Genomic DNA, 20,343 nt, shown 5'->3' with positions numbered 1-20,343 from the left:
AAGCGGAGCCAACCGGACGCACGCGGGCATGATTGCGGACGGCGAGGGCGGAGCTCTGTGAAAAAACTCACACAGCCTGATCAGGCCGCGACCGGTGGAAAGGCTCTGTGCAAGGCCATCACGGCCTCCCTGGTCTGGCCTTCGACGTAAGCCGCGAGATCGTTCGGCAGCATGTCGATGGTCCAGAGCATCCGGCTCTTGTCGTCGCCCTCGGCAATCACCTGCACCGAGGCGCTGTAGTGCTTGAGCCGCTCGTTGCTGATGGCATAGACGAGACGCCGCCGCGCATCGCTGCAATCGACCAGCACTTCGCGAGCCACCGCGCCGTTGGCGAAGGTGACGATGCGGGCATCGCCGTCGAGCGTGCAGGCGGTGACGAAGCCCGGCACCAGCCGTTCATGCAGCGCACCGAAGTCGCGCACCGCATCCCAAATGGCGTGCGCCGGGGCGGGGAGGAGGATGTCGTTGTGGATGGAGGCCATGGGAGTCCCCTCAAATGCAGTCTTGTAGGGTGGGCAACGGCGCATAGCGCCGTGCCCACGTTCCGTGGGCCATTGTCACGAGCAGGTGGTGGGCGCGCTTCCGCTTTGCCCACCCTACGAGATCTCGCGAGCGGCTGACGTTCACACGCAAACCGCCTCGACATTGTTGCCGTCGGGGTCGATCAAGAACGCCGCATAATAGGTCGGGCTGTAATCCTTGCGCGGCCCGGCGCCGCCATTGTCGCGGCCGCCGCTCTTCAGGCCTTCGCTGTGAAACGCCTTGACCGCATCATGATTACCGGCACGAAACGCGATGTGCGCCCCGTCGGCCTTCCGGCCCTTGTTGAGATGCAGCCAGAGCGCGGGCTCGCCCTTCGGGCCGAAGCCGGCATAACCGTCGCCGCTGGAGCACAGGACGTAGCCGAGCGGCGCCAGCACCGCGGTGTAGAAGCGCGTCGCAGCGTCGAGGTCGGCAACGCGAAGTCCGATGTGGTCGTACATTTTCGTCTCCATTTGCAAAGCGCGCCGCAAATGGCGCGCGCCGGAGACGAACCTAGTCGGGGAGAGGCGGGAGGCTCTTGGAGAATCTTGCGCTCGCGCCCGGCTAGTTCGCCGGTGCCTCCGATTGCCACCGGATCACGTGAACTCTTGCAGATCATGAGGGGCGAGAACGAGCAGGAACGCGGAGAGGGCTGCCGTGGCGGCCGGCCCGTCTCAGTTGAGGACGAGGCGTTCGGCGAAGATCCCGCGCTCCCCCTTCGAGGCCTGGCGGAATTTGGTCGGCGATACGCCGGCAGCGCGGTGGAAGGTGCGGACGAAGTTGGAGAGATCGCCGAAGCCGACGTCATAGGCGACATCGGTGACCGCGATGTCGTCATCGGCGAGCAGCCGTGCCGCGTGCCGCAGCCGCGAGCGCACCAGATATTGATGCGGGGTGACACCGAGCACGCTGGAGAACAGCCGCAGGAAGTGAAACGGGCTGAGGCCCGCCTGCTTCGCGGCCTGCTCGAGATCGACCTCTGCATGCGAATTGTCGTCGATCCACAGGGCGGCCTCGACAGCGCGGCGGCGGTCGCGCGCATTCGGTGCGGCCGGCTTGCGCGCCTTGCCCGAGACCACGTCAACGAAGCGGCCGGCCAGGATCTGGCCGACCTCGTCGAGGCCGATGTCGCTGTTGCCATCTGCCGCCGTCTGGGCGAGCTCGCCCAGCACCATCAATTCGGGGAGCGGCGGCGTGGCGCCGACCTGCCAGATCTCGCGCCGCCCGCCGAGGGCATCGACCATGTCCTCGCTGAGGAAGAACCCCAGGCAGACATCGCCGCTGACATGCTCATGCGTGCAGGTGTATTCCTCGCCGGGCGCGCCGACCAGCAACGAGCCCGCCACCAGCTCGAAGAACCCGGCGCGGCAACGGCAGCCAAAGCTGCCCGAGCGGACATAGGCGATGGAATGCCCGGTGCGGCACTCGGCAAATGGCGTGTCGCCTGGTCCCGCATCGCAGCGAAACTCGAAGACCGTGATCGATTGTGACGTCAGCAGCGTGGTCGCGTCCATGCCACCTTATCTAGGCATGATCGGACAAGTGTGTAGCGGTTGTCCGACAAGATCATGCCTGAAAAAATCAAAGCCAAGGTGCGATCGAGATCGCGCCTTAGCTGGACGGCCTCGGCGGAGCAACGGGCAGCAGCACCTCGAACAGCGTCTTGCTGGCGACGGGATGGGCGCCCTCCAGCGCCAGCAGCCGCCGCTTGGAGATCACTCCGCCATAGGGCGAGAGCCGGTCGGTGTAATTGCCGGCCTCCAGCACCCGGTGGCAGGGCACGATCAGCATGTAGGGATTCTTGGCGATCGCCTGCGCCACCGAATGCGCGGCGCCTGAGGCGCCCAGCGCCTTGGCGACCTCGCGATAGGTGCGCGTCTCCCCGCGCGGAATCGAGCAGGCGAACTCATAGACGCGCCGGTTGAAGCCGGGCACGCCGCCGGCATCCAGGCTGACCTCGGAAAAATCGGGATCGCCACCTTGCAGCAGGCCCACGATGCCCTCGATCGCAAGCTCGGCATTTTCGGACGGCCGCTGTTCGCGCGCCTCGGGATGGACCTGAAAAATCCGGCGGCGAGTGTCGATCTCCCGCGCCTCCGGCAACTGCACCGCGACCACGCCGGTCCCGCTCCAGATGATGCCGCAGCGGCCTATGGCCGTGTCGAATATCGAATAGCCATGCCCCACCATGCACACGCCCCACTCAGTGCACGTCTCTCCCCAGACGCGGAGATCATAACACCGCCACAATCCGGCGCACGTGGAATCTTACTGAAAAGTTAATGAGCGTCGGGCCGCATGCGCCAAACCGCTTGGCGGGACGCGCCGTCTCGGCTAATCAGAACGGGCGTGACCAGCGCATCCGCGGGCGTAGTTCAATGGTAGAACGGCAGCTTCCCAAGCTGCATACGAGGGTTCGATTCCCTTCGCCCGCTCCAAGCCCTTAATTCGGTAAGCTTCGCAGAAACTCCACGATCGCCGCGCTGACCTCTGCCGGTCGCTCCTGCTGCGTCCAGTGCCCACAGCCGGGCAGCATCCTGATCTCGCGCAGCTGCGGCACCCATTGCTTCATGTTGGCGAGAAGCTCGGCACTGCCGGGGAAGGCGAGGACCATGTCGTGGTCGCCCGCGATGAAGAGCGAGGGCACCGACACCTTCACGCCTTCGAAGGCCGCCATCAGTTCCCAGTTGCGATCAATGTTGCGGTAGTAATTGAGTGGTCCGCGAAATCCGCTGCGGGCAAACTCGGCGCCGTAATGGTCGAGGTCGGCGGCGCTCAGCCAAGACGGCAGCGGCACCTGCACCTTCGGCAGCATCCCGTCCTTGCGCGAGACCATGCCGGCGCCAGCGGTCCGCCCCTGACGCTCGGCCTTGGCGCGGATCGCCGCCGCTCCCTCGCCCGAGCCGCCATAGAGCATCGCGCCCAGTGTTGCGCGCGGGTCTCGTTCGAATTCGGCTTCGGCAATACCCGGCTCCTGGAAGTACAGCTGATAGAACTGCGTATCCGCTGTCTGCGGCATGACACTCGTCGGTCGCACCGGGCTCCGTGGTCGATAGGGCACGCTGAGGATGGCGGCGGCGCGAAAGCGATCCGGCCGCAGGCGCGCCGTGTGCCAGGCGATCGTGGCGCCCCAATCATGCCCGACGATGACGGCGTGTTTCGCCTCGAAGGCGTCGAGCACGCCGACGAGATCGCCGACCATGTGGAGGATCGTATACTGATCGATCGCCTCAGGCCGCTCGCTCTTGCCATAGCCGCGCATGTCGGGTGCGACCGCGTGGTAGCCGGCCGCTGCCAGCGCGTCGAGTTGGTGGCGCCAGGAGTACCAGCCTTCCGGAAAGCCGTGGCAGAGCAGGACCATTGGTCCCTTGCCCTGCTCGGCGACGTTGAGGCTGATACCGTTGGCCTTGATCATCCGCTGTGTCGGGCCACCCATTCGTCGCCTCCGATCTTATTTGTGGTTGGGGCACATCCTAGTCGGGCATACGGCTCCCGCAAAGATTCTAATATATTGGACTGCCGCTCCGCGCGTGTGCCTCCCCGCGCGCTAATCTTCTCTCACCCGGGCGGGTGCGGTCCTCGTATCGGGCGACGTTCGGATGAAACCTATGGACCAGCAGAAACTCGACCGCGCCATCGGTCGCCGCTTGAAGACGCTGCGGACGCAGGCGGGCATGACGTTGAACGAGCTTGCAGGCCGCTCCGGCGTCAGCCGGGCCATGATCGGGCGGGTAGAGCGGGCGCAGAGCAGTGCGACGGCGGCGCTGCTGAACAAGCTCTGCGCGGCGCTCGACGTCACGCTCAGCGATGTCGTCGCGCTCATCGAGAAGCCGCCGGAGCGCCTGGTGCGGCTGGCAGACCAGCCGCTCTGGCGCGACCCCGACAGCGGCTATCGCCGGCGGCACGCCTCGCCGCCGGATGCGGCCAGCGGCATCGAGATCATCGTCGTCGACCTTCCAGCCGGCGCGCGCGTCTCTTACAGCCCCTGGGGCCGCAACGCCTTCACTCAGCAGCTGCTGATGCTGGAGGGCGCGATTGCCGTGCACATCGACGCCAAGGCGGTGCGGCTGCGCGAGGGCGATTGCCTGGATTTCGACGTGATGCGCGCCGTGATCTTCGAGAACGAAACCAAGCAGGACGCGCGCTACGTCATCATCACGCGGCGCGGCGCGTCCTACGGCAAGATGTGAGGACAGGACGTGGAGACGAGCACGATGCAGATCCGAACCGGCGACACCCATGATTCGCGCGTCGTCGCGCTGCTCGATCATCACGTCAGCGCCGCGCGGGCGCAGACGGCGCCGGGCAGCGCCCATGCGCTCGATCTCGCGGGCCTGCGTGCACCCGAGGTCGCGTTCTGGACCGGCTGGGACGGCGAGACGCTGGTTGCGACCGGTGCGTTGAAGACGCTTTCAGCGAGCCACGGCGAGGTGAAGTCGATGCACACGCTTCAGACCACGCGGCGCCGCGGCTTTGGCGGGCAGATGCTGCGCCACATCATTGCCGAGGCCCGCGCGCGCGGCATGACGCGTCTCAGCCTCGAAACCGGCTCATGGGACTATTTCAAGCCGGCGCATGCGCTCTACCGGGCGCACGGCTTCGTCCTGTGCGGTCCGTTTGAGGGTTATGCCGAAGATCCCAACAGCCTGTTCCTGACCCTCGACCTGACGGTCGGCTAAGGGGGCTCTGTGCAACCCGGGCCCGGAAACGGCGCCATCCCTCAAAATGAGTTGCGTACCTCAAAACACCTCTGCTAGCCTTCAGGCATGGCTGAGACGCTCACCCCGACCGCCTTGACGCTGAAGGACATCGCCCGCGAGGCGGGCGTGAGCCTGGCGACGGTGGACCGTGTCCTGCACAACCGGCCGGGCGTGCGGCCCGACACGGTGCGGCGCGTCAAGGCGGCGATCGAGCGCAATTCGTTCCAACCGCATGTGGCCGCGGCGGAGCTCGCGCGCGGCCGCGCCCGCCGCTTTGCCTTCGTGATGCCGTCGGGATCGAACCCGTTCATGCAGCAGATCGAGGCCTATCTCGGCGAGATGTCGGCCTGGCTCTCGGCGCGCCGTCTCAGCGTCGAGACGGTCACAACCGACGTATTCGACCCGTCGGTGCTCGCAGGCACCCTGGAGGCGCTGTCGGGCGATTGCGACGGCGTCGCCGTGGTAGCGCTGGATCATCCGAGCGTCCGCGCCGCGATCAACGATCTCGTCGATGCCGGAACCAAGGTGGTGACGCTGGTTTCGGACGTGCCGTCGTCGCGCCGCCACCATTATGTCGGCATCGACAACATCGCCGCAGGGCGCACCGCCGGTGCGCTGGTCGGGCGGCTGGTCGGCCAAAACTCCGGCAAGGTTGCGATCGTCGCGGGCTCGCAGGGCTTGCGCGACCACGCCGAGCGCATCTTCGGCTTCAACCAGGTGATGGCGTCGGAATTCCCCGGTCTCGGCGTGCTGCCGGTCCTGGAAGGGCGCGACGAGGACGATCGTTCGGAACAATTATTGGCGCGGCTGCTCGGCCGACATGCCGACATTGTCGGCCTTTATAATGTCGGCGCCGGCACGCAGGGTGTCGCCAAGGCGTTGAGTGACGCCGGCCGCGACAAGCAAGTGGTCTTCGTCGGCCACGATGTCACCGTGCTGACCCGGCGGCTGCTGCTGCAGGGCGTGATGGATGCGGCGATCTCGCAGAACCCGGGACATGAGGCGCGCGCCGCCGTGCGCGTGCTGCTCGCGCTCGCCCGCGGCGAGCCGATCCTGCGCGAACAGGAGAAGATCAGGATCGACATCGTGATGCGGGATAATCTGCCCTAGCGGCAGGTGGATTTCGAACTGCCTCTGACGGCCAGCGCGACGACCAAGATCGCGCATCGTCATGGGTCAAGAGGAGGATGATTTGTATCTCGGACTGGACATCGGCACATCCGGTGTGAAAGCGGTGCTCGTGACCGAAGCCGGCGCGATTGTCGCTACGGCAACGCGCGAGCTTGTGCTGTCGCATCCGGCGCCGCTGTGGTCCGAGCAGGATCCTGATTCCTGGGTCGATGCGGCGATCGGCGTGGTCGATGATCTCGCCGCCCGCCATCCGCGCGAGGTTGCGAATGTGGCCGGCATCGGCCTGTCGGGCCAGATGCACGGCGCGACGCTGCTCGACGAGACCGGCCGGCCGTTGCGTCCCGCGATTCTCTGGAATGACGGTCGCTCGCAAAGCGAATGCGCCCTGCTGGAGCGGCGCTGTCCGTCGCTGCACACGATCGCCGGAAATCTGGCGATGCCCGGCTTCACCGCGCCGAAGCTGCTCTGGATCGCGCGACACGAGCCCGATATTTTCGCGCGCGTGGCGAAAGTGCTGCTGCCGAAGGCCTATGTCCGCTATCGCCTGACCGGCGAGATGATCGAGGACATGTCCGACGCCGCCGGCACGCTCTGGCTCGACGTCGGCCAGCGCCGCTGGTCGGCGCTGCTGCTGCATGCGACCGGGCTCGATCTGCATCACATGCCGCGCCTCGTCGAGGGCAGCGCGGCCAGCGCGCTGCTGGCGGCGGAATTCACGCAGCGCTGGGGCATGGATGAGAACGTCGTGGTCGCGGGCGGCGCCGGCGACAATGCAGCCAGCGCGATCGGGCTCGGCGCCATCACGCCCGGCGATGCCTTCCTGTCGCTCGGCACATCAGGCGTCGTATTTCGCGTCACCGATCGCTTCGCGCCGGCACCGGCATCGGCCGTGCATGCATTCTGCCACGCGCTGCCCGGCCTCTGGCACCAGATGGGTGTGATGCTCTCGGCTGCGGCCTCGCTCGCCTGGCTGTCCGGTGTGATGGAGACGCCGGCCGCAACGCTGCTGGCTCCGCTCGGTGAGCGCGTCGACGGACCGAGCCCGATCAGATTTCTGCCCTATCTCGACGGCGAGCGTACGCCGCACAACGATGCCGCGGCGAGCGGCGCCTTTGTCGGCCTGCGCGGCGCGACCGGGCGGGCGCAGATCGTGCAGGCCGTGCTCGAGGGCGTGGCCTTTGCCGCGCGCGACAATCTGGCGGCGCTGAGCGCGGCGAGCGGGCCTGTTGCCGAGCTCGATCTCGTTGGCGGCGGCTCGCGCTCGCCATTGTGGGCGCAGATCTGCGCCGACGTGCTCAACATTCCCGTTCACCGCGTCGAGGAAGGTGAGGTGGGAGCCGCGCTCGGGGCCGCGCGGCTCGGCCGACTCGCTGCGACAGGTGAGGATCCGGTGCAGGTCTGCACCCGTCCGCGGCGGCTCGCGAGCTTCGTGCCCCGGACGTCCGTCGCTGCGGCCTATGACGAGGCCTATCGGCAATGGCGTGCGCTTTATCCCGCATTGAAGGAGACCCTTTAAGTGAACGCGCCAGTCAAATTCTTCGATGCAAGCGCACCCGTCACCTTCGCCGGCAAGGACGCGGGACAAGCGCCCGCGTTCCGCTGGTACGACAGGGATCGCATGGTCCAGGGCCGCAGGCTCGAGGATCATTTGCGCTTTGCGGTCTGCTATTGGCATTCGTTCTGCTGGCCGGGCGGCGATCCTTTCGGCGGCGAGACGTTCCTGAGGCCGTGGCACCAGGGCGCCGACGCGATGGCGATGGCGCGGGCCAAGGCCGATATCGCCTTCGAGCTGTTCCGCCTGCTCGACGTGCCGTTCTTCACCTTTCACGACGTCGACGCGGCGCCGGAAGGCGCCTCGCTCGCCGAGTCCGTCGCCAATCTCAACGCGATCGCCGATCTGTTCGAGCAGAAGATGGCATCCGCAAAAGTCCGCCTGCTCTGGGGCACCGCCAATCTGTTCACGCATCGCCGCTACATGGCGGGCGCGGCGACCAACCCGGATCCCGAGATATTCACCTATGCGGCAGGCCAGGTCCGCGCCGCGCTGGAGGTGACGCACCGGCTCGGCGGCCAGAATTATGTGCTGTGGGGCGGGCGCGAGGGCTACGAGACGCTGCTCAACACCGATCTCAAGCGCGAGCTCGACCAGCTCGGCCGCTTCGTCTCGCTGGTCGTCGAGCACAAGCACAAGATAGGTTTCAAGGGCCCGATCCTGATCGAGCCGAAGCCGAAGGAGCCGACCAAGCACCAGTATGATTTCGACGTCGCCACATGCTACGGCTTCCTCGAACGCTACGATCTCCTGAAGGACGTCAAGCTCAACATCGAGCAGAACCACGCCATCCTCGCCGGCCATTCCTTCCATCACGAGGTCGCGCTCGCCGAGGCGCTCGGCGTGTTCGGCTCGCTCGACATCAACCGCGGCGACGATCTGCTCGGCTGGGACACCGACCAGTTCGCGATGAACGTGCCGGAGCTGGCGCTGGTGTTTCACGAGATCCTGAACCGCGGCGGCTTCACCACGGGTGGGCTCAATTTCGATGCCAAGATCCGGCGGCAGTCGATCGACCCGGACGATTTGATCCATGCCCATGTCGGCTCGATGGATGCCTGCGCGCGCGCCTTCCTCGCCGCGGCCGACATGCTCGACGCCGGCGCGCTCACGACGCCGCTTGCCAAACGCTACGAGGGATGGGCCAGGCCCGAGGGCCGCGCCATTCTCGGTGGCCAGCGTTCGCTCGCCGATCTCGCCGACCGCGCGCTCGCGCCCGGCTTCGACCCGCAGCCGCAATCGGGCCGGCAGGAATATCTGGAATCCCTGGTCAACCGCTATGTCTGAGGAAAGCTGCTGATGGCAAATGCTGACGCGACGCCGGTCCTCGAGCTCTCCGGCATCGGCAAGGAGTTCGGCGCGATCCGCGCGTTGCACGACGTCGACATGCAGGTCTTCCCGGGCGAGGTGGTCGGCCTGATGGGTGACAATGGCGCCGGCAAGTCGACGCTGGTCAAGGTCATCGCCGGCAATTTCCGTCCCAGCCACGGCGAGATCCGCTTTGCGGGCAACGCGGTCCATTTCAGCCGGCCGATCGATGCCCGCGCCGTCGGCATCGAGGTCGTCTACCAGGACCTCGCGCTATCAGACAATCTCACGGCGGCCGCCAACGTGTTCCTCGGCCGCGAGCTGAAGCGCAAATTCGGCCCCATTGCCTTGCTCGACCACAAGGCGATGGCGGCGCGCGCGCTGGAGCTGTTCGGCGAGCTGCGCTCGGAGACGCGCCCCGACGATCTCGTCAAGCAGATGTCGGGCGGCCAGCGCCAGGCGGTCGCGATCGCGCGGACGCGGCTTTCCAACGCACGGCTAGTGATGATGGACGAGCCGACCGCCGCGATCTCGGTGCGCCAGGTCGAGCAGGTGCTCGGCCTGATCCACCGGCTGAAGGAGCAGGGCGTCGCGGTGATGTTGATATCGCACCGCATGCCCGACGTGTTCGCCGTGTGCGACCGGGTCGTCGTCATGCGCCGCGGCGAGAAGCGGGCGGACAAGCCGATCCACGAGACGTCGCCAGAGGAGATCACTGCCCTCATCACCGGCGCGAAGGAGGCGGCGTGATGGCCATGCCCATGGAAAGCCCGATCACCTTCTCGAATGTCGGCCGGATCAAATGGTGGCAGCGCGGCATCTTCGCCTCCCAGACCGGCTACGTCCTGCTCGCGCTCGCTGTGCTGCTGGTGATCATGCATTTCGCCAGCCCGTATTTCTTCACCGAAGGCAACATGCAGAACGTGGCGAAGAACTTTTCCTTCATCGCCATTGCGACCCTTGGTGTGACCTTCGTGATCATCACCGGCGGCATCGACCTCTCGGTGGGATCGATGATGTGTTTCTCCGCCATGATCACCTCGATGGTGATGACCGAGCTGTCGGCGCCCGGCTCGCCCGCCGGCGCCTTGTTCGTGCACATGGCGGCTGACGGCAAGACCGTCGTTGCCAATGTGCCGGGGCTGATCCTGGTGATCTCCGTACTCGCCGGGCTCGGCGTCGCGCTGATTGCCGGGCTCGTCAACGGTTTCTGCATCGCGGTGCTCGGGCTGTCGCCCTTCGTCACCACGCTCGGCATGCTCTCGATCGTGCGCGGGCTCGGCTATGTCGTCTCCAACGGCCGCGGCAGTTTCCCGGGCGGGCCGGACGCCGATTACTTCTATGCAGCGACGTCGGGCAACGTGCTCGGCCTGCCCGTGCCGTTCGTCTATCTCGTGGTGCTCGCGCTGGCGATGGCCGTGGTGCTGCACCATACCGCGTTCGGCCGTCACGTCTTCGCGCTCGGTGGGAACGAGAAGGCGGCCGAGCTCACCGGCATCCCGGTGGTGCGCGTCAAGATCGAGGTCTACGTGATCTGCGCGCTCGCTGCAGGCCTTCAGGGCATCATCATCTCCGGCTGGCTCGGATCGGCGCCGGCCAACATGGCGACGTCCTACGAGCTCAACGTGATCGCGGCGGCCGTGATCGGCGGCGCCAATCTCGCCGGCGGCATCGGCGGCCCGCTGGGGGCCATCGTCGGCTGCGTGCTGCTGGAGGTGATCCGCAACGGCCTCGTGCTGGCGCAGGTCTCTTCCTACTGGCAGCAGACGCTGGTGGGCGTGATCATCATCCTGGCCGTGCTGGTCGACCGCATCCGCTCGCGGATGACCTGAATTGACGTCGTTCCGGGGAGGCAAGAAATGCCGCCTGTCCGCTTCCCGGTCGTTCCAAAGAGGACGGGCACCAAACAAGGGTGGAGGAGACAATGAGGAAACTGCTTCTTGCCGGCATCGCGGTTGCGATGATGGCGACGCCGGCTTTCGCCGCGAACTATCGTTTCGTCATCGTGCCCAAGGCGATGAACAATCCGTTCTTCGACTTCGCGCGCGACGGCTGCCTGAAGCGCGCCAAGGAGCTCGGCAACATCGAGTGCATCTACAAGGGGCCGGTCGAGCACGAGCCGGCGACGCAAGCCCAGATCATCCAGGACTTCGTCACCCAGAAGGTCGACGGTCTCGCCATCTCGGTCGCCGACGTCGCAGCCATGACCAAGTCGATCGAGGCGGCGACCGCCGCCGGCATCCCCGTCATCACCTTCGATGCCGATGCACCCGGCTCCAAGCGCATCGCCTATATCGGCACCAACAACAAGGAGTTCGGCGTCGCGCTCGGCAAGGAATTGCTGAAATTGCGGCCTGACGGCGGCAAATACGCCATGGTCTCGGGCGGTCCCGGTGCCAAGAATCTCGCCGAGCGCGTCGACGGCGTGCGTGAGGCGCTGAAGGGCTCGAAATGGACCGAGGTCGCGGGCTCGCCGACATTCTGCAACGACGATCCCGCGCTCGCGGTGCAGCAGATGACGGATATGCGCACCGCAACGCCTGATCTCGCCGCCATCGTTCCCATCGGCGGTTGGCCGATGTTCGCCCCGGAAGGCTTCAAGGCGTTCGCCTCCCGCAACAAGAAGGACATCGATTCCGGCAAGTTCACGCTTGTCGTCGCCGATACCCTCAAGATGCAGCTCGAGCTGTTGCGCGACGGCTACGCCAACGCTCTGGTCGGCCAGCGTCCGTTCGAGATGGGCGTAAAAGCCATGGACACCCTGCTCGCGATCAAGAAGGGCGAGAAGGTGCCGGAGATCGTCTACACCGGCCTCGATCTCGTGACCAAGGACAACGTCGCGCAGATGTTGAAGTAGGAGCGTCCGCCAGCCCCGCGCTCCTGCATGCCTCCCCCGCTTGCGGTTTCCGCGAGCGGGGGAGATGATCTGGATTGTTGGAATGAAGACAGGGCAATGGGAATGAAACGGTCGCGGCTGGGCTCGCTCGACGTCACCTCGCTCGGGCTCGGTTCCGCCCCGCTCGGCGGATTGTTCAGCCCTGTCAGCGATGCCGATGCGGAAGCAACGATCGCGCGTGCATGGTCAGCCGGGGTGCGCTTCTTCGATACCGCGCCGCTCTACGGCTTTGGTCTCGCGGAACGGCGGCTCGGCGCCTTCCTGCGGCAACAGAAGCGCGAGTCCTTCGTCATCTCGACCAAGGTCGGCCGCCTGCTGCGTGCGCCGGAAGGCAACGCCACCGAGGACGAGCACTACAAGGGCACGCCGCGCGAGCGGCCGGTGTTCGATTTCAGCCATGACGGCGTGATGCGATCGGTGGAGGAGAGTCTTGCCCGCCTCGGGCTCGACCGCGTCGATATCCTGCTGGTGCACGATCCCGACGATCACTATGACGACGCCGTCACTGGCGCCTTCCGCGCGTTGCAGCGGCTGCGCGAGGACGGCACGGTGAAGGCGATTGGCGCCGGCATGAACCAGTCGGAGATGTTGACGCGTTTTGCCGAGGCCGTGCCTGTCGATTGCTTCCTGCTCGCCGGTCGCTACACGCTGCTCGACCAGGGTGCGCTGGATGCGCTGTTTCCGGCCTGCGCAGCGAAGAGCATCGGAATCCTGCTCGGCGGCATCTACAACAGCGGCATTCTGGCCAATCCGCATACGAGCGCCAAGTTCAATTATCAGGACGCCGATGCCGTGCTGGTTGCGCGGGCGCTCGAGCTGGACGCGCTCTGCCGCAAGCACGGCACCGAGCTGAAAGCCGCCGCGCTGCAGTTCTGCATGGCGCATCCGGCGGTGACGGTCGCCGTGATGGGCGCGCGCAACGCCGCCGAGGTTTCCGACAACATCGCAATGTCGGAGATGGCGGTGCCGGCGGCGTTCTGGCAGGAACTGCGTGCGCGAAACCTCGTCGATGCGCGGGCGCCGCTGCCGGGCGGGGCGTAGGCATGATCATCGACGCCCACCAGCACTTCTGGGATCCGGCGCGCGCCGATTATCCCTGGATGGACGCGCCCGAGCTGACGCCGATCCGCCGCGCCTTCGGTCCGGCCGACCTCGCACCGTTGCTGAAAGGGAACGGCATCGACGCCAGCATCGTGGTGCAATGCCGCTCGTCGGTCGACGAGACCGAGGAATTTCTGCGCATCGCGCAGGCGACGCCGTCCGTGATTGGCGTCGTCGGCTGGGCCGACCTGACGGACGGCGCGCTCGGCGACACGCTCGACCGGCTGCGCGGCTTACCGGGCGGGGACAAGCTCGTCGGCATCCGCCACCAGGTGCATGACGAGGCCGATCCCGACTGGCTGCTCCGCGAGGACGTCCAGCGTGGCCTCACCGCCGTGTTCGCGCACGATCTCGCCTACGATGTCCTCGTCCGCACCCGCGAGCTCGCCGCCGCCATCGCAACTGCGCAGGCCTTCCCCCAGGCGCGCTTCGTGCTCGATCACGCCGCCAAGCCGCCGATCGCGGAGGGTGGAAGCGACGAATGGTCCGACCGCATCAAAGCGCTCGCGGCTTGCGGCAATGTCTGGTGCAAGATCTCCGGACTCGCGACCGAGGCGGTCTGGGACGACTGGGATGCGGACCGGCTGTTTCCGTTCGTCGCGCACGCGGCAAAGTGCTTTGGCGAGGACAGGCTGATCTTCGGCTCGGACTGGCCGGTGTGCCTGCTTGCGGGCAGCTACGGCGAGATCAAGCGCGTGCTGGAGGCGTGCCTGGCGAGGCTTGGCCCGCAGGTGCGGGACAAGGCTTTTGGAATGAACGCCGCGCGGGCCTATCGGCTGGCAGTCGCGAGTTAGCGCCCGAGCGGACGTCCCGCAGGACGGCCGCAGGGAAATGTATCGCCTACTCCGACATCGGCTTGTCGGAAATATCCCAATCCTTGCCGGTGAAGGTGGAGATGAACAGCGTCTTCATCGGCGTGTAGTCCTCGGGCGTGTAGCTGTAGCTGACGCCGTCGAGGAAGTAGGGCGAATGGAAGCCCGCGAGCGTCGAGGCCTGCTTCAGCACGTTGGCGCGGGTGAGATCGTTGCCACAGCGGCGCAGGATCTCGGCCATGCTCGCGGCCTGGCCGTAGCCGGCGAAGGCGATCGTATTGTCGGGGTCGATCGCCGGGGTGTATTTCTTGCGCAGCTCCTCGAACGCCATCACGTCGGGATCCTTCTCCCATTTGGGCAGGCCGACCTCCTTGTTGTAGCGGATGGCGACGATGCCGGTGGCGTTCTCGAGCCCGGCGGCGCTGAGGATCGAGCGGCCGGTCGAGCCGGCGGAGAGAAGCTGCAGCGGCTTCCAGCCGAGCTCGGCGACTTTGCGGATCGACTGCGACGAGGCCTTGCCGGTGGAGATGTTGTAGAAGACGTCGGCGCCCGACTTCGACAGGTTGATGAGCTGGGAATCCACGGTCGGCTCGGTGAGATCATAGGTCTGCTCCATGATCACCTGCGCGGTGCCGCCCGCATCGGCCAGCACTTTCTTGAACGGTCCGAGGAAGTCGCGGCCGAAATCGTCGTTCTGGTAGAGGATGCCGATCTTCGCGTTCGGCTTCACGCTGACGACGTGGCGCGCGAGGATGCGCGCCTCGGTCGGATAGAGCGGCAGGCCCGCCATCGTCCATTTGAACTCTTTCGGGTTATTCCACTTCGACGCGCCGGTGTTGAGCAGCAGCTGCGGCACGCCCTTGGAGTTCAGGTACTTGTGCACGGCGGTCTGCGGTGCAGTGCCGAGCGAGCCGTAGAGCGCCAGCACCTCCTCCTGCTCGACCAGGCGCCGCGTCGCCTCGACGCATTTCGGCGCGCTGTAGGCATCGTCCATCGTGAGGAACTTGACCTTGCGGCCGTTGATGCCGCCCTTCTCGTTCAGCATCTGGAAATAGGCTTCGCCGACGCGGCCCAGCACGCCGTAGAGCGAGCCGGGGCCGGAATGCGGCACGGTCTGCCCGATCTTGATCTCGGTGTCGCTGGCGCCCGCATCGTATTTCTTCTCGGCGGCCCAGACGTACGGCGCGGGTAGAGTGGATGCGGCGATGGTGGCGAGCGCGGCGGCGCTGAAATCGCGCCGCGATGGATTCTTCGTCATTATTTGTTTCTCCCTAGCGGGAGCATTGTGCTGGCATTGCGGCTCGGCTCGCAAGTGGGAAGTCGCGGCTTTGCGACGCAATGATGCTGAAATCGCAGGGCGCCTAGCGCCTGGACTCAAGTTTTCTCGGCGACGACGACGAGACCGCGCACCGGCTCGTTGTTCTCGTTGCGCGGCGAGGCGGGCTCCAGCGTCAGCAGCTTCAGGCCGGCCCTGGTGAGCGCGCCGCGCACATATTCCGCGGAGTGGGCATAACGCAGGCCCTCGCCGAGAACGACGCCGCTGCCGTCATGCGTCTCCAGCGTGAAGGCGAGCACGCCGCCCGAGACGAGCACGCGCCTAGTTTCGGTCAGCACCGGTGCGAGATCGGAGAGATAGACGAAGGCGTCCGCGGCGACGATGAGGTTTGCGAATCCATCACTCTTGGTGCGCAGGCCCTCGATCATGTCGGCGACCTCGAGCTCGGCATAGAGGCCCGTGGCGCGCGCCTGCTTGATCATGCCGGGCGACAGATCGATGCCGATGAAATGGTCAACCTGCTTGGCGAAGGCGGCTGCCGCAAGGCCGGTGCCGCAGCCGAGATCGATGGTGCGCTTGAAGTAGGCCGGCTTCTTCGCCGCGACCCGTGCGGCCAGCACCGCCTTGAAGATCAGGCTGGGCGCGCGGTAGCCGAGATCGTTGATGAGCGTATGCTCGAAGCGCGGCGCGTACTGGTCGAACAGTGCCTGCACATAGGCCTTGGGCATCTCCGCCATCTCGGCATCGCCGAGCCGCATCAGATGCAGGCCAGCGCCGTGCTGATCGCCAGGGTCGGACCGGCGCGCCTCTCGAAACGCCGCGATCGCCCTGTCGCGCTCGCCGAGCTGCTGACGGATTTCGCCGAGCGTGAACCAGGCCGATGTGAAGTCAGGCGCGAGCTCGAGCGCCTGCTCCAGGAGGTCCGCGGCGGCGGTCAGGTCGCCCTTGAGCTGGAGGTCGCGCGCGAATTCGAAGCGGCGGTCGGCCATGAGATCGCCGGAGGACTGGAATAGGCGCAGAGGCATTGGGAACCAATTGTCATTGCCGGACTTGACCGGCAATCCATCAAAAATGGAACTGTTTAAGAGGATGGATGCGCGGGTCAAGCCCGCGCATGACGGCTTAATTTGGAATGGCTCCTCCCTATATGACAACGATGCGTCCGCAAGACATCCTGCTGCCAGTCGCGAGCGGCCTGTGCTGCAAGCCCGGCGGCTTCCATATCGACCCCGTTCGCCCGGTCGAGCGTGCCGTGATCACCCACGGCCATTCCGACCATGCCCGCGCCGGCCACGGCGCGGTGCTGGCGACGCAGGAAACGCTGGACATGATGCGGCTGCGCTACGGCGAGAATTTTGCCGGATCGACGCAAGCCATCCGCTACGGCGAGGAGATCCGGCTCGGCGATGTCCGCGTGAAATTTCACCCGGCCGGCCACGTGCTGGGGTCGGCGCAGGTCGCCGTGACCTGCAAGGATACCTGCATCGTCGCTTCCGGCGACTACAAGGACGCGCCCGACCCGACCTGCGCGCCGTTCGAGCTGGTGCCCTGCGACGTCTTCATCACGGAGGCAACGTTCGGGCTGCCTGTGTTCCGGCACGGCGATGCCGCGGACGAGGTGAAGAAGCTGCTCGCCTCCGTCGCGCTGTTTCCGGAACGCGCGCATCTCGTCGGTGCCTATTCGCTCGGCAAGGCCCAGCGCGTGATCGCGCTGCTGCGGCAGGCCGGCTATGAGGCGCCGATCTATCTGCATGGCGCGATGGAGAAGATCACCGAGTATTATCAGTGCCGCGGGATCGCGCTCGGCGAGCTCAGGCCGGTGAAAGGCGTGAAAAAGGCCGCGCTCGCCGGCACCATCACGCTGGCACCGCCCTCGGCGACATCAGATCTCTGGACGCGGCGTTTTCCCGATCCCGTCACCGCGTTCGCTTCGGGATGGATGCGCGTGCGCGCCCGGGCGCGGCAGCGCGGCGTCGAGCTGCCGCTGGTGATCTCCGACCACGCCGATTGGGACGGCCTTACCGCCACGATCGGCGCGACCGGCGCCGGCGAAATCTGGGTTACGCACGGCCAGGAAGATGCGCTGGTGCATTGGTGCCGGAGCAAAGGCCTGAAAGCGCAGCCGCTCGATCTCGTCGGTTATGGCGACGAGGAGGAGAGCGAGACGCCGCTTCAAGACGAGGCCGAAGCATGAACCGCTTCGCCGAGCTTCTGGACCGTCTCGCTTATGAGCCCGGCCGCAACAACAAGCTGCGGTTGATCACCGGCTATTTTCGTGAGGTCGGCGATCCCGACCGCGGCTACGCGCTGGCCGCGCTCACCGGCGCGCTCAGCTTCAAGCATGCCAAGCCCGCGCTGATCCGCGATCTCATTGCGTCGCGCACCGATGAGGTGCTGTTTGGACTGTCCTACGACTATGTCGGTGATCTCTCGGAGACGGTGGCGCTGATGTGGCCGAAGGCTGCGCTGGCTGGCCACAACAACCCGCCGCCGCCATCGCTCAGCGAAGTCGTCACCACGCTTCGCACGCTCGGCAAGACCGAGCTGCCGAAGCAGCTCGAACGCTGGCTCGACGAGCTGGACGAGACCGGCCGCTGGGCGCTACTGAAGCTCGTCACCGGCGCGCTTCGCATCGGCATCTCCGCGCGCCTCGCCAAGACCGCAGCCGCCGCGCTCGGCGACAAGGACCCGCACGAGGTCGAGCTGATCTGGCCGGGGCTTTCGCCGCCTTATCTCGACCTGTTCGCCTGGCTGGAAGGCCGCGGCGACAAGCCGGTCAATCGCGATCCCGCACCGTTCCGGCCGGTCATGCTCGCGCATGCGATCGAGGATACGGATTTTGCCGCGCTCGATCCCGCCGACTATATCGCCGAGTGGAAATGGGACGGTATCCGCGTGCAAGCGGTGGCGGGGCGGGACGACCGCGGTCATGTCACCGCGCGGCTCTATTCGCGTACCGGCGAGGACATCACGGGCAGTTTCCCGGACCTCGTGCCGTCGCTGCGGCTGCCGGGCGCCATCGACGGCGAGTTGCTGATCCTGCGCGAGGGTCGCGTGCAGAGCTTCAACGTTCTGCAACAGCGGCTCAACCGCAAGGTCGTCTCGCCGAAGCTGATCAAGGAATTTCCGATCCATCTGCGCGCCTATGATTTGCTCGGCGACGACGAGAACGATCTGCGCGAGCTGCCGTTCGCGGAGCGGCGCGAGCGGCTGGAGACCTTCATCGCGAAGCTCGGCGATCCCCGCATCGATCTGTCGCCCACCGTGCCCTTCGCAAGCTGGGACGCGCTGACCGCTGCGCGCGCCGATCCGGCAAGCGCCGGCGCCGGCGAGGACGCGGACGCCGTCGAGGGCGTCATGCTGAAGCGGCGCGATGCATCCTATCTGCCGGGCAGGCCGAAGGGGCAGTGGTGGAAGTGGAAGCGCGATCCGCACATCATCGATGCCGTGCTGATGTATGCACAGCGCGGTCACGGCAAGCGCTCGTCCTATTATTCCGACTACACCTTCGGCGTCTGGACCGCAGGCGAGGGCGGCGATGAGCTGGTGCCGGTCGGCAAGGCCTATTTCGGCTTCACCGACGAGGAACTGCTCCAGATCGACCGCTTCGTCCGCCGCAACACCACGGAGAAATTCGGCCCCGTTCGCCATGTCGTGCACGAGCCGGACCAGGGTCTGGTGCTGGAGGTGGCGTTCGAGGGTCTGCAGCGCTCGCCACGGCACAAATCCGGCGTCGCCATGCGCTTCCCCCGCATCAGCCGCCTGCGCTGGGACAAGCCTCCGAAGGAAGCGGACAGGCTGGAAACGCTGGAGAGGATGCTGAAGGCGGAGCCGGCGGAGATGGAGATGTGATAGTCGACGGTGGCCCGGGCGCGCCTACCCGAATTAAACTCCCGTAACCCGATTGACGCCCCCATACGGGTTCCCCATGTCCCTCGCCGTGCCCTATAATGGGGTCGAATCCGCCTGAGGAGTTTGAGATGGTCCAAGACGTCAGAGATTTGCCGGCCGGCCACAGCGATGGCCTGAACCGCTTTCTCGGCGGCTCGCCGCTGGCGGTCGCGTTCCGCCTGGTCCTGCTCTCGATCCTGGTCGGCGTCGTGCTCGCCGCGATCGGCTTCGATCCCTGGAACATCCTCACCAGCATCCGCCTGCTGTTCGAGCGCCTGTGGGATCTCGGTTTCGACACCGTGAACTGGCTGTGGCGCTACTTCCTGCTCGGCGCGGTCATCGTGATCCCGATCTGGCTGCTCTCGCGCGTCTTCGGCGCGCCGCGCCGCCGCTAAAGGTCAAAGGAGTAGCGCAGCCGATGCAACTGCGCTTTGTCGGCTGCGGCGACGCCTTCGGCTCAGGAGGCAGGCTCAACACCTGCTTCCACGTCTCGGGGCGCGCGACCAATTTCCTGATCGATTGCGGCGCGTCGGCTCTGCCGGCGTTGAAGCGGCTCGAGATCGCGCGCGACGACATCGACCTGATCCTGATCACGCATTTCCACGGCGACCATTTCGCCGGGCTGCCGTTTCTGCTGCTCGACGCGCAGTTTTCGCGGCGGATGCGGCCGCTGACCATCGCCGGCCCTGCAGGTATCGAGGCACGGCTCGCCCAGGTGATGGAGGCGCTGTTCGAGCACTCCTCCCGGACCAAACAGCGTTTCGAGCTGGAGGTCGTGGAGCTCGCGCCCGAGCAAAGCAAGACCTTCGGGGCGGTAAGCGTGACGCCCTATCCGGTCGTGCACGGCGAATCCGGAGGTCCCTTCCTCGCCTATCGCGTCGAGGCCGAGGGCCGCACGCTCGCCTACAGTGCCGATACCGAATGGACGGATACGCTCATTCCGCTGGCGCATGGCGCCGACCTTTTCATTGTGGAAGCCTATATGTACGAGAGGGTGGTCAAGAACCATCTCAGCCTGAAGACCTTGGAACGGAATTTGCCGGCCATCGGCGCAAAACGTCTCGTCCTCACCCATATGAGCGACGACATGCTGTCGCGTCTGGACGACATCGAGCACCTCGCCGCCGAAGACGGCATGGTGCTCGTGTTCTGAC

At 66.1% G+C, this 20,343-nt stretch carries 21 protein-coding genes and 1 tRNA gene; 15 read left to right on the top strand and 7 right to left on the bottom strand.

What is annotated here, in order from left to right:
* Window positions 1-80: 80 nt before the first annotated feature.
* From RX330_RS34385 to RX330_RS34370, 4 genes are all read right to left on the bottom strand, one after another.
* A complete protein-coding gene (locus RX330_RS34385; protein ID WP_317241455.1) occupies window positions 81-482 on the bottom strand; it encodes an SRPBCC family protein in 402 nt (133 codons plus the stop codon).
* Between the two features lie 141 nt (window positions 483-623).
* On the bottom strand, window positions 624-983 hold the full coding sequence (locus tag RX330_RS34380) for a VOC family protein (RefSeq protein ID WP_026202432.1): 360 nt from the start codon (window positions 981-983) through the stop codon (window positions 624-626).
* A gap of 213 nt (window positions 984-1,196) precedes the next feature.
* Window positions 1,197-2,036: a helix-turn-helix transcriptional regulator gene (locus RX330_RS34375; RefSeq protein ID WP_317241454.1), complete on the bottom strand. Its 840-nt coding sequence runs from the start codon at window positions 2,034-2,036 to the stop codon at window positions 1,197-1,199.
* A gap of 97 nt (window positions 2,037-2,133) precedes the next feature.
* A complete protein-coding gene (locus tag RX330_RS34370; protein WP_317241453.1) occupies window positions 2,134-2,712 on the bottom strand; it encodes a methylated-DNA--[protein]-cysteine S-methyltransferase in 579 nt (192 codons plus the stop codon).
* Between the two features lie 174 nt (window positions 2,713-2,886).
* Between RX330_RS34370 and RX330_RS34365 the strand changes: the two genes are divergently transcribed.
* Window positions 2,887-2,960, top strand: a tRNA-Gly gene (locus RX330_RS34365).
* Window positions 2,961-2,965: 5 nt separating this feature from the next.
* On the opposite strand, the gene RX330_RS34360 is transcribed toward RX330_RS34365, so the two are convergent.
* Window positions 2,966-3,958: an alpha/beta fold hydrolase gene (locus tag RX330_RS34360; RefSeq protein WP_317241452.1), complete on the bottom strand. Its 993-nt coding sequence runs from the start codon at window positions 3,956-3,958 to the stop codon at window positions 2,966-2,968.
* A gap of 172 nt (window positions 3,959-4,130) precedes the next feature.
* Between RX330_RS34360 and RX330_RS34355 the strand changes: the two genes are divergently transcribed.
* The 10 genes from RX330_RS34355 (at window position 4,131) to RX330_RS34310 (ending at window position 14,004) form a co-directional block, all read left to right on the top strand.
* Window positions 4,131-4,712: a helix-turn-helix domain-containing protein gene (locus RX330_RS34355; protein ID WP_212084135.1), complete on the top strand. Its 582-nt coding sequence runs from the start codon at window positions 4,131-4,133 to the stop codon at window positions 4,710-4,712.
* A gap of 24 nt (window positions 4,713-4,736) precedes the next feature.
* Window positions 4,737-5,201 carry a GNAT family N-acetyltransferase gene (locus RX330_RS34350; protein WP_317241451.1) on the top strand — a complete coding sequence of 155 codons (465 nt, stop codon included), beginning with the start codon at window positions 4,737-4,739 and terminating at the stop codon, window positions 5,199-5,201.
* Window positions 5,202-5,288: 87 nt separating this feature from the next.
* The gene (locus tag RX330_RS34345; protein ID WP_317241450.1) at window positions 5,289-6,332 is read left to right on the top strand and encodes a LacI family DNA-binding transcriptional regulator; all 1,044 of its coding nucleotides are present in this window, start codon (window positions 5,289-5,291) and stop codon (window positions 6,330-6,332) included.
* An 82-nt stretch (window positions 6,333-6,414) separates the two neighbouring features.
* Window positions 6,415-7,869, top strand: a complete 1,455-nt coding sequence (gene xylB, locus RX330_RS34340; protein ID WP_317241449.1) for a xylulokinase — start codon at window positions 6,415-6,417, stop codon at window positions 7,867-7,869.
* Entirely contained in the window at window positions 7,870-9,192 is a 1,323-nt protein-coding gene (gene xylA / locus RX330_RS34335; protein WP_317241448.1) for a xylose isomerase, read from the top strand. It abuts the gene before it with no gap.
* Between the two features lie 12 nt (window positions 9,193-9,204).
* Complete coding sequence (locus RX330_RS34330) at window positions 9,205-9,963, top strand: ATP-binding cassette domain-containing protein (protein ID WP_317241447.1); 759 nt, start codon at window positions 9,205-9,207, stop codon at window positions 9,961-9,963.
* Window positions 9,963-11,045, top strand: coding sequence for an ABC transporter permease (locus RX330_RS34325; protein WP_212084147.1), 1,083 nt, complete (start codon window positions 9,963-9,965; stop codon window positions 11,043-11,045). Before RX330_RS34330 ends, RX330_RS34325 begins: the two co-directional genes overlap by 1 nt.
* A 92-nt stretch (window positions 11,046-11,137) precedes the next feature.
* On the top strand, window positions 11,138-12,070 hold the full coding sequence (locus tag RX330_RS34320; RefSeq protein ID WP_212084149.1) for a sugar-binding protein: 933 nt from the start codon (window positions 11,138-11,140) through the stop codon (window positions 12,068-12,070).
* A gap of 102 nt (window positions 12,071-12,172) precedes the next feature.
* A complete protein-coding gene (locus tag RX330_RS34315; protein ID WP_317241446.1) occupies window positions 12,173-13,150 on the top strand; it encodes an aldo/keto reductase in 978 nt (325 codons plus the stop codon).
* Between the two features lie 2 nt (window positions 13,151-13,152).
* Window positions 13,153-14,004: an amidohydrolase family protein gene (locus tag RX330_RS34310; RefSeq protein ID WP_317241445.1), complete on the top strand. Its 852-nt coding sequence runs from the start codon at window positions 13,153-13,155 to the stop codon at window positions 14,002-14,004.
* A gap of 46 nt (window positions 14,005-14,050) precedes the next feature.
* On the opposite strand, the gene RX330_RS34305 is transcribed toward RX330_RS34310, so the two are convergent.
* Window positions 14,051-15,280, bottom strand: coding sequence for an ABC transporter substrate-binding protein (locus tag RX330_RS34305; protein ID WP_317241444.1), 1,230 nt, complete (start codon window positions 15,278-15,280; stop codon window positions 14,051-14,053).
* A 116-nt stretch (window positions 15,281-15,396) separates the two neighbouring features.
* Window positions 15,397-16,323 carry a class I SAM-dependent DNA methyltransferase gene (locus RX330_RS34300; RefSeq protein ID WP_317241443.1) on the bottom strand — a complete coding sequence of 309 codons (927 nt, stop codon included), beginning with the start codon at window positions 16,321-16,323 and terminating at the stop codon, window positions 15,397-15,399.
* A 131-nt stretch (window positions 16,324-16,454) separates the two neighbouring features.
* On the opposite strand from RX330_RS34300, the gene RX330_RS34295 reads away from it, so the two are divergent.
* The 4 genes from RX330_RS34295 (at window position 16,455) to RX330_RS34280 (ending at window position 20,342) form a co-directional block, all read left to right on the top strand.
* Entirely contained in the window at window positions 16,455-17,492 is a 1,038-nt protein-coding gene (locus RX330_RS34295; RefSeq protein WP_317244027.1) for a ligase-associated DNA damage response exonuclease, read from the top strand.
* On the top strand, window positions 17,489-19,150 hold the full coding sequence (locus tag RX330_RS34290) for a cisplatin damage response ATP-dependent DNA ligase (RefSeq protein ID WP_212084159.1): 1,662 nt from the start codon (window positions 17,489-17,491) through the stop codon (window positions 19,148-19,150). Before RX330_RS34295 ends, RX330_RS34290 begins: the two co-directional genes overlap by 4 nt.
* 128 nt (window positions 19,151-19,278) lie before the next feature.
* Entirely contained in the window at window positions 19,279-19,584 is a 306-nt protein-coding gene (locus RX330_RS34285) for a DUF6460 domain-containing protein (protein WP_212084161.1), read from the top strand.
* Between the two features lie 23 nt (window positions 19,585-19,607).
* Window positions 19,608-20,342 carry an MBL fold metallo-hydrolase gene (locus RX330_RS34280; protein WP_317241442.1) on the top strand — a complete coding sequence of 245 codons (735 nt, stop codon included), beginning with the start codon at window positions 19,608-19,610 and terminating at the stop codon, window positions 20,340-20,342.
* Window position 20,343: the final 1 nt, after the last annotated feature.

The organism is Bradyrhizobium sp. NDS-1 (assembly GCF_032918005.1).
In the GTDB taxonomy this organism is placed as follows: Bacteria; Pseudomonadota; Alphaproteobacteria; order Rhizobiales; family Xanthobacteraceae; genus Bradyrhizobium; species Bradyrhizobium tunisiense.
The sequence above is the reverse complement of the archived record's forward strand: the minus strand, read 5'-3'. Positions and strand labels throughout refer to the sequence as shown.